The organism is Streptomyces sp. HPF1205 (genome assembly GCF_020400825.1).
Classification (GTDB): Bacteria; Actinomycetota; Actinomycetes; order Streptomycetales; family Streptomycetaceae; genus Actinacidiphila.
In genome coordinates this window covers 1-969 of the sequence record NZ_JAINVH010000120.1, presented here as the reverse complement: position 1 = coordinate 969, position 969 = coordinate 1, and the positions used below count along the sequence as shown (strand labels likewise).

1 protein-coding gene is annotated in these 969 nt (G+C 69.6%); it reads right to left on the bottom strand.

All coding sequences use genetic code 11. The annotated features are described in order from the left end of the window. Window positions 1-969: polyketide synthase (locus tag K7G61_RS35905; protein ID WP_225851345.1), on the bottom strand; the 969-nt coding region annotated here is incomplete at both ends.

Here is a 969-nt window from a genome sequence, read left to right as displayed (position 1 = left end):
GGGTGTGGGTTGGTCGATGTGGAGGGTGGGGGGGAGGATGCCGTGGCGCATGGCCATGATCATTTTGATGATGCCGGCGACTCCGGCGGCGGCTTGGGTGTGGCCGATGTTGGATTTGATGGAGCCGAGCCAGAGGGGTTGGGTGGGGGTGTGTGCGTGTCCGTAGGTGTTGATGAGGGCCTGGGCTTCGATGGGGTCGCCGAGGCGGGTGCCGGTGCCGTGGGCTTCGACGGCGTCGATGTCGGCGGGGGTGAGTGCGGCGTTGTGCAGGGCGCGCTGGATGACGCGTTGCTGGGAGGGGCCGTTGGGTGCGGTGAGTCCGTTGGAGGCGCCGTCCTGGTTGACGGCGGTGCCGCGGATGAGGGCGAGGACGGGGTGGTTGTGTTTGCGGGCGTGGGAGAGTCGTTCGAGGGCGAGGATGCCGGCGCCTTCGGCCCATCCTGTGCCGTTGGCGGAGCCGGCGAAGGAGCGGCAGCGGCCGTCGGGGGACAGTCCGCGTTGGCGGCTGAATTCGATGAAGGTGCCGGGTGTGGACATGATGGTGACGCCGCCTGCCAGGGCCAGGGTGCATTCGCCGCGGCGTAGTGCCTGGACGGCGAGGTCGACGGCGACCAGGGAGGAGGAGCAGGCGGTGTCGATGGTGAGGGCCGGGCCCTCGAAACCGAAGGAGTACGCCACCCGCCCCGACAGCACACTGCCGAGGACACCGGTGAGGCGGTAGCCCTCCACGCCTTCGACCACCTGGTGCAGTTGAGGACCGTAGTCGTGGTACATCAGTCCGGCGTAGACGCCGGTGGGGCTGCCGCGCAGGGTGCCGGGGTCGATGCCGGCCCGCTCCAGTGCCTCCCAGCACACCTCCAGCAGCAGGCGCTGCTGCGGGTCCATCGCCAGGGCCTCGCGCGGGGAGATCCCGAAGAACTCCGCGTCGAAGTCCGCCGCGTCGTGCAGGAATCCGCCCTCACGCGTGTA